At 44.6% G+C, this 6,739-nt stretch carries 8 protein-coding genes, 1 tRNA gene and 1 pseudogene; 5 read left to right on the plus strand and 5 right to left on the minus strand.

From position 1 onward, the window contains the following. Positions 1 to 43: 43 nt before the first annotated feature. From VB732_RS31470 to psbX, 4 genes are all read right to left on the minus strand, one after another. Positions 44 to 568 carry a Tol biopolymer transporter periplasmic protein gene (locus VB732_RS31470; RefSeq protein WP_323234776.1) on the minus strand — a complete coding sequence of 175 codons (525 nt, stop codon included), beginning with the start codon at positions 566 to 568 and terminating at the stop codon, positions 44 to 46. Between the two features lie 87 nt (positions 569 to 655). Beyond that, the gene (locus VB732_RS31475) at positions 656 to 1,216 is read right to left on the minus strand and encodes a hypothetical protein (protein WP_323234777.1); all 561 of its coding nucleotides are present in this window, start codon (positions 1,214 to 1,216) and stop codon (positions 656 to 658) included. 47 nt (positions 1,217 to 1,263) lie between these two features. Continuing rightward, positions 1,264 to 2,181 (minus strand): Ycf66 family protein, encoded by a 918-nt coding sequence (locus VB732_RS31480; protein WP_323234778.1) that lies wholly within the window; start codon positions 2,179 to 2,181, stop codon positions 1,264 to 1,266. Positions 2,182 to 2,431: 250 nt separating this feature from the next. Continuing rightward, positions 2,432 to 2,551 (minus strand): photosystem II reaction center X protein, encoded by a 120-nt coding sequence (psbX, locus tag VB732_RS31485; protein WP_012412183.1) that lies wholly within the window; start codon positions 2,549 to 2,551, stop codon positions 2,432 to 2,434. A 273-nt stretch (positions 2,552 to 2,824) separates the two neighbouring features. Here psbX and VB732_RS31490 point away from each other — a divergent pair, with 273 nt between their 5' ends. Further along, positions 2,825 to 3,118: a YggT family protein gene (locus VB732_RS31490; protein WP_323234779.1), complete on the plus strand. Its 294-nt coding sequence runs from the start codon at positions 2,825 to 2,827 to the stop codon at positions 3,116 to 3,118. Between the two features lie 161 nt (positions 3,119 to 3,279). On the opposite strand, the gene accC is transcribed toward VB732_RS31490, so the two are convergent. Further along, on the minus strand, positions 3,280 to 4,623 hold the full coding sequence (gene accC, locus VB732_RS31495) for an acetyl-CoA carboxylase biotin carboxylase subunit (RefSeq protein WP_323234780.1): 1,344 nt from the start codon (positions 4,621 to 4,623) through the stop codon (positions 3,280 to 3,282). Positions 4,624 to 5,018: 395 nt separating this feature from the next. Between accC and VB732_RS31500 the strand changes: the two genes are divergently transcribed. The 4 genes and pseudogenes from VB732_RS31500 (at position 5,019) to VB732_RS31515 (ending at position 6,738) form a co-directional block, all read left to right on the plus strand. Further along, positions 5,019 to 5,101: transfer RNA gene (locus VB732_RS31500), tRNA-Leu, on the plus strand. Between the two features lie 127 nt (positions 5,102 to 5,228). After that, positions 5,229 to 5,840 carry a chorismate lyase gene (locus VB732_RS31505; RefSeq protein WP_323234781.1) on the plus strand — a complete coding sequence of 204 codons (612 nt, stop codon included), beginning with the start codon at positions 5,229 to 5,231 and terminating at the stop codon, positions 5,838 to 5,840. Positions 5,841 to 6,038: 198 nt separating this feature from the next. After that, positions 6,039 to 6,143 (plus strand): annotated as a pseudogene (locus VB732_RS31510) (Uma2 family endonuclease); the annotation flags it as partial. Positions 6,144 to 6,174: 31 nt separating this feature from the next. Beyond that, a complete protein-coding gene (locus VB732_RS31515; RefSeq protein ID WP_323234782.1) occupies positions 6,175 to 6,738 on the plus strand; it encodes a Uma2 family endonuclease in 564 nt (187 codons plus the stop codon). The last annotated feature ends 1 nt before the right edge of the window (position 6,739 follow it).

The raw sequence follows: 6,739 nt of genomic DNA on the forward strand, positions 1-6,739 counted from the left end.
TCCCTTGCCTCTTCCCCATTCCCCATTCCCCAATCCCAATTCTTCAACGTGGCTCTTGAGGTATATTCAACGGCTGTCCATTCCGGTCATAGACTAAAACATCCCACTGCCCGTTGTTGCTGGACTCAAAAGCAATCCTACTACCATCAGCGCTAATTGTCGGGTTGCGGACTTCAGCTTGTAGATTATTAGTCAAATTTCGTGATTGGCGTGTTTCCCGGTCGTAGAGAAAAATAGCCGATCGCCCCTGACGGCCAGCAGTAAAGACAATATAGCGACCATCTTGGGAAACGCTAGGATGATTTGCGATCGCATCCAAGGAGTTTAAACCCGGCAAATCGACCAAATCACGAGTCACTGTATCAAACATATAAACATCTTGGCTACCCCGTCGGTCAGTAATAAAAACAATGTATCTCCCAGAAATTTGGGGGTTTAATTCCGACGCTAAACTATTGAGACTCCGACCCCCCGGATCAAAAGGATAACTCAAAAGGCGAGGGTAGCCAAAACACCCAGTCAATAAACTTAAGCAGAAAAATATAGGTATAAAAAAAATACGTTTCATATATTGGGGCATTGGGCATTGGACATAGGGCGATCATTAATTATTCTCCCTCATCTCCCTGCTCCCTGCTCCCCTGCTCCCTCTCTTCTACGGAGGCGAACCTACGGTTGCACCATTAGGAATATCTAACTCAATATTTGGCCCCCGGTCTAGGACTTCAATATCCCACTGACCACGGCTAGCACTTTCAAAGACAACATAACGTCCATCTGGGCTGATATTTGGTTTTCTGATCCAGCCGCGATAGGTTGGTGTAACAATTTGCGACTGTTGCGTAGCGCGATCATAAAGCGCTACCACTGGTCTACCTTGGTCACTAGTAAGATAAGCAATATAACGCCCGGTATAGCTCAAGCTAGGGCTTTCGGCAATTGTCTCTGCTCGGTTTATGCCAGGTGTGCCAATAAACTGTTGCCTCTCCACATCGAAAACTAGTAGTTGCTGATTACCATTCCGATTAGATACAAACGCTAAAAAGCGCCCATTTCCACTCAAAGCAGGTTGCTCCTCGGTGTAGCGACTGTTGAGGGAAGTAGGCCCTATGGGAATATTGTTAGAACTACAAGATGCAAGCAAACCTGTTAAACCAAAAACCAGGCTCCAATGAATTGGTCTTTGGAGCCAAAATGCAGGCGTAAATTTTTCCACCTCAACTGTTTTCCGTTGCCTTTAAACCTATTTCCACGCCAACTGTTTTAAACATCGTCATCAAAATCGGTCGGATTATCTCGCCCCTCATTTGGCATTTCAATCGGGTTGTATGGCACATAATCAGTTGGGATAGCCTCATCATCTTCGCGCGGTCTTCGAGGAGTTGAGTCCGTTGGTGGACGACGCCTTCTTGGTCTAGGAGCAACATCATCTTCCCGGCTTTCTGGACGTTGAGAACCGTTATTATTACGGCGAGAAGGTTTTCTGACTTCCCCTCCCGAACTTTCCCAATCATCGACTTGCCTAGATGAAGAACCCCAATTTTCATCTTCAGAGCTTTCCGAAGGGCGATTCACAGGACGACCAGAAGTCCGCCGCCGTGTTCTATCTGCTGGAGCTTGTCTTTCGCTATTGCTGCTGTTACGGCGTTCAGAACGACGGGGGGGTTGCTCCTCGTAATAGTTATCACGAGTGGAAATCTCATCCCTGCTGCCCCGAATCCGGGCACGCACGGGGCGTTCCTCCTCGTCTTCATAAGGCAATGGATCTAAGTCTGCATCCATTTCAGCTTGATACTTTTTGCGATCGTTGTAGGAATAGCGATCGCTAACCGGTCGATCTTCATCCACAATTGGAGTGTTGCGCTTTGCTTGCTGGGTAGCTATACTCCGCAAACGAATACTTTCAACTGCAAAAAATACAGTTGTGCCAACTAAAAGCAGTTGACCAAATTGTAAAATTGGGTCTAACCGCCATCCTTGAAACACGAGAATGAAGCCGCAGAGCAAACCGACTGCCGCAAAAAAGATATCTTGATCCCGTGACAATTCTGGACGCACAGTGCGGAGAAAATACAGTGCTGCCCCAGCCACAGCCAGGAAAATTCCTAGAATACTGGCTGAATTTGCCCCAAAATTTACTTGAGCCAGAAAACTGGCTGAGTTCAGCCCAAAATTTATCATTGCTGTTTTCCCAATATCAAATCTATGTTAGCGAGTCACAATTAAAATCACTACTGTAATTAGGCACGATAAATATTGAAGCTTCAAAGCCTCTGGCAAAGAAGCTCTGAAGCTGTTCACCGAAAAGTAAAAACACCTATGTCTGTCATCTAAAACTTCTACCAGCCACAGCTTTCGCCGCTTTTGGTGAAATAAATGTAGATAGCTGACATACAATCGATTATGAGAGTTAATTTAACTCTCATAAGCATTATGAACGCTGAATTTTATCTTTTTGGCTAATGAAAATTAGACCAACTGTAACGGGTATTACAACAATTGCAGTACCCCATAACAGACTCCAAAGAAAATTTGCTAAAGAAGGCGTCATACTTCTAAACCTTTTTTTACACACTTCATCCTAATTTTAATAGTGTATTACTTTCTTGAGAAGCCTCTAACTATGAACTGTCAAACTTTGTAATTGCTGTGAGCTAGTTTGCTTTTCTATTCCAGATGCAAGTGCCAGCATTTGGTTAAAATAATGATGAAAGTGCTTTACAAAGCTTAAATTTTGTAGCGATGTCTACGACCGCCTACGCGAAGCGCGGCTTTCCGTTGCCCAAGTTTTTCTTTCTTTACAGATAGATAGTACCTTAAACCGATGACTGGTGTTGACCTGACTGCTTGGATTCTTGGCCCTGTGCTAGGGGTGATGACATTTTTATTTATATTTCGGATCATTCTCACTTGGTATCCGCAAGTGAATCTGAATCGTTTGCCCTTCAATTTAATAGCTTGGCCTACCGAACCATTTTTAGTGCCATTGCGAAAACTGGTACAACCTATAGGCGGAGTGGACATTACACCCATTATTTGGGTTGGTATTTTCAGTCTGCTACGAGAAATATTACTAGGTCAGCAGGGATTGCTGACTATGATATCTCGTGTGAATTAGGGAATTGGGAATTGGGGATTGGGAATTGGAAATTGGGAATTGGGAATTGGGGAAAGACCTGTTTCAAGTTCTCACCCCTTGTCCCCCTGCTCCCTGCTCCCTGCCCCCTGCCCCCTGCCCCCTGCCCCCTGCCCTCTTCCCAGTCGCCAATCCCCAATCCCCTAACCGTTCATCTCCTGGACAAAATTTGTATAGACATTACCCTGCAAAAACTGTGGAGTTTCCATAATTCTTTGATGAAACCCGATAGTGGTGGGTAGTCCAGTGATGGCACATTCCCGGAGTGCGCGTTTCATGCGGTTAATAGCAGTGGGTCGGTCTGGGGCCCAAACAATTAACTTGCCAATCAAAGAATCGTAGTAAGGCGGGATTTGGTAATCTGTGTAGACGTGAGAATCAATGCGGACACCAGGGCCTCCAGGGGGCAGATAGCCACTAATCCGTCCTGGAGAGGGGCGAAAGTCATGATCTGGGTCTTCAGCGTTGATCCGGCACTCGATCGAATGACCGCGCAAAACTACTTGTTCTTGGGTAAGCTTGAGTCTTTCCCCTTGGGCAATCCGAATTTGTTCGGCAACCAAGTCTATTCCCGTAATCATCTCTGTTACAGGATGTTCTACTTGAATCCGGGTGTTCATTTCCATAAAGTAGAATTTACCCGATCTATCCAAGAGAAACTCAATAGTACCCGCCCCACTGTAATTAATAAATTGGGCAGCTTTGACAGCAGCTTGTCCCATTTTCTCGCGCAGGTCTTGGTCGAGAGCCGGGCTGGGAGCTTCTTCTAAAAGTTTTTGGTTCCGGCGCTGAATTGAGCAATCGCGTTCGCCTAAGTGGATAACATTACCGTAGTTATCCGCCAAAATTTGGAATTCGATGTGGCGAGGACGTTCAATAAATTTTTCGATGTAAACGCCAGAATTCCCGAAAGCTGCTCCTGCTTCTCCTTGAGCCGCCAGAAAAAGTTTGACAAATTCATCTTCAGAGCGAACTAGGCGCATACCCCGTCCGCCGCCACCGGCTGTGGCTTTAATCATCACTGGATAGCCGATATCCTTGGCGAATCTTAATCCTTCTTCCTCAGATTCTACCAATCCCTCACTACCTGGTACTGTCGGGACTCCAGCTTTTTGCATGGTTTCTTTGGCAGTGGATTTATCGCCCATCATCTTGATAGATTCTGGAGTCGGGCCGATAAAAGCAATATGATGGTCAGCACAGATTTCCGCAAACCGGGCATTTTCTGCCAAAAAGCCATAGCCGGGATGAATGGCAGTGGCATTGCGCGTCAGGGCGGCGGCAATAATATTGGGAATATTCAAATAACTTTTACTGCTAGCAGGTTCGCCAATGCAAACCGCTTCATCAGCAAGTTGGACGTGGAGAGCATTCCGGTCAACGGTGGAGTGAACCGCGACTGTGGCAATTCCCATTTCTTCACAGGCGCGGAGAATGCGAAGGGCGATTTCTCCCCGATTGGCAATTAATATTTTGTCAAACTTCATTTTTTAGTTTCGATATCATTACCAGTAGATTGACATTTTCTCTGATCCAACTTGAAACGACGCTTCCGCATTATTTAAAATTATCACAGGAGATTCGCCACCCTGACTCTAAGCAAATTCAAGATTGCAGGCTTGCTGCCTCTACAGGTTTTACTACACTAACAACATTGCTGCTGTAAGTCTTGACTAGCTTCCCAAACTGGGATTTTGCGATTTGTCATCGCACCGCATCTCCCCCAGTCGCTCTACCCTTTTTAATATCACTTGTGCAGATGCTAAATTTCTGTCAGTCTGATACAGCCTTGAGGAAATTTATATTTTTGAGAAATATAACTTTAGATATCACCTTACTATAATTACTTTCTTATGCTATAGTCTATCTTTAGACAAGCCGTGCGGATGTGGCGGAATTGGTATACGCGCACGCTTGAGGTGCGTGTGGGCAATGCCCTTGGGAGTTCGAGTCTCCCCATCCGCATATTCTGTTGCTTAGTCAAGGGTCAATAGTCGAGGGTAAAAAAACCTCAGACTGTTGACCCTTAATTCTTGGTATAGCTCAGGTTTTTTATGCTTTTATAGAGATACGTGAAGTTTTGTAAAAAGCATTGAGTATTACTTTTACGCCAACAAACAACTTAACACTGCCAGCAGCTTGGCATCGCCTCACTCCGATTTGGCAAGGAGGGGAGGAAGTAATTCAAAAAAGTTTACCTCACACTCAGCTAGCACCGGCTTGGCAGCTAATGCTTTTGGGTGACGGCTCTCCAACACGTCATCTAGAATTGCTTACAGGTGAGCCTGTAGAAGTAGATGTCATTGATATGTCATTGATTGGCATGGACTTGGATGCTGCACCTGATTTAATCCAAGCTGTTCCAGGGCCGCGACTACGGCGACAAGTATGGTTGCGGACTGCTTCTGGTCAACGATTAGCTTATGCTACCTCGTGGTGGGAAGCTAGTCATGTAGATGAGTATTTGCAAAATCGTTCATTACCAATTTGGGCAAGTTTAGCTCGTCTCCGCACAGAGTTGTATCGGGATGTTCGAGGCATATATTATGGTGACTCATCGGCGCTAGAGTCTGGTTTTGGAGTAACTGGGCCTTTTTGGGGTCGCCATTACTTGTTTTGGCATCATGGACAGCCACTAACCTTAATTTATGAAGTTTTTTCGCCTTATTTAACTAAATATTTGGGGGCTATGCAATTAAAATAATTCGTAATTCGTAATAGAGCCTCCGGCACGCTACGCGAGCGTAATTCGTAATTAAGTTTTGCAACAGAGATTTATACCCCCTACAAAACGTTCTGCCTGTAGAGCCAGGGGACTTAAACCTTCAAAATTGGTTAAACTAATGAGTTTTCGGTGATGGATTGGCGTTGTTGTGCGATCGCATCCTCTGGAAAATATATTCTCCCTCAAACCAAACGTGGTACTGATAGTTTAGAAGATTCCTTATTTGAAGGGTTGCAAATTACACCTCAAGAAATCTTCCAACAAGCAAGAACTTCCTACTGATGTTCACAAGAAAGGCACGAGGAAAGGTCTAATGAATACTGTTGTGCTAAATCTAGAACCGATTGTTCATTTAACCGATGAGCAATTTTATCAATTGTGTATTGCCAATCGTGATTTAAGCCTGGAAATGAATGCAGGCGGGGAATTAATAATTATGCCACCAGTAGGAGGAGAAAGCGGAAATCAAGAAGCGGATTTAATTACAGACTTAAATAATTGGAATCGGCAAGCTAAATTAGGGAAAGTTTTTAGTTCTTCAACTATCTTTATACTTCCCAACGGCGCAAAACGTTCCCCTGATGCTGCTTGGGTAAAATTGGAACGGTGGGAAGCTTTAACACCAGAACAACGAAAAAAATTTCCGCCACTTGTACCCGACTTTTTGATTGAACTGCGTTCAGAGACAGATCGCCTTGCACCAATTCAAGAGAAAATGCAGGAATACATTAAAAATGGTCTGCGCTTGGGTTGGCTGATTAATCCTCAAGATCGCCAAGTTGAAATTTACCGACTTTTGAAAGCTGTAGAAGTTGTGCAAATTCCGGCAATTATTTCTGGAGAAGATATATTACCTGGATTTGAGTTGCAAGTATAGG

The organism is Nostoc sp. UHCC 0252 (genome assembly GCF_034931145.1).
Classification (GTDB): domain Bacteria; phylum Cyanobacteriota; class Cyanobacteriia; order Cyanobacteriales; family Nostocaceae; genus Nostoc.

Coding starts and splice junctions, on each gene's coding strand:
- accC (WP_323234780.1), bottom strand. CDS start 4,623: ATGAAGTTTGACAAAATATTAATTGCCAATCGGGGAGAAATCGCCCTT.
- VB732_RS31470 (WP_323234776.1), bottom strand. CDS start 568: ATGAAACGTATTTTTTTTATACCTATATTTTTCTGCTTAAGTTTATTG.
- VB732_RS31515 (WP_323234782.1), top strand. CDS start 6,175: ATGAATACTGTTGTGCTAAATCTAGAACCGATTGTTCATTTAACCGAT.
- VB732_RS31480 (WP_323234778.1), bottom strand. CDS start 2,181: ATGATAAATTTTGGGCTGAACTCAGCCAGTTTTCTGGCTCAAGTAAAT.
- VB732_RS31490 (WP_323234779.1), top strand. CDS start 2,825: ATGACTGGTGTTGACCTGACTGCTTGGATTCTTGGCCCTGTGCTAGGG.
- psbX (WP_012412183.1), bottom strand. CDS start 2,551: ATGACGCCTTCTTTAGCAAATTTTCTTTGGAGTCTGTTATGGGGTACT.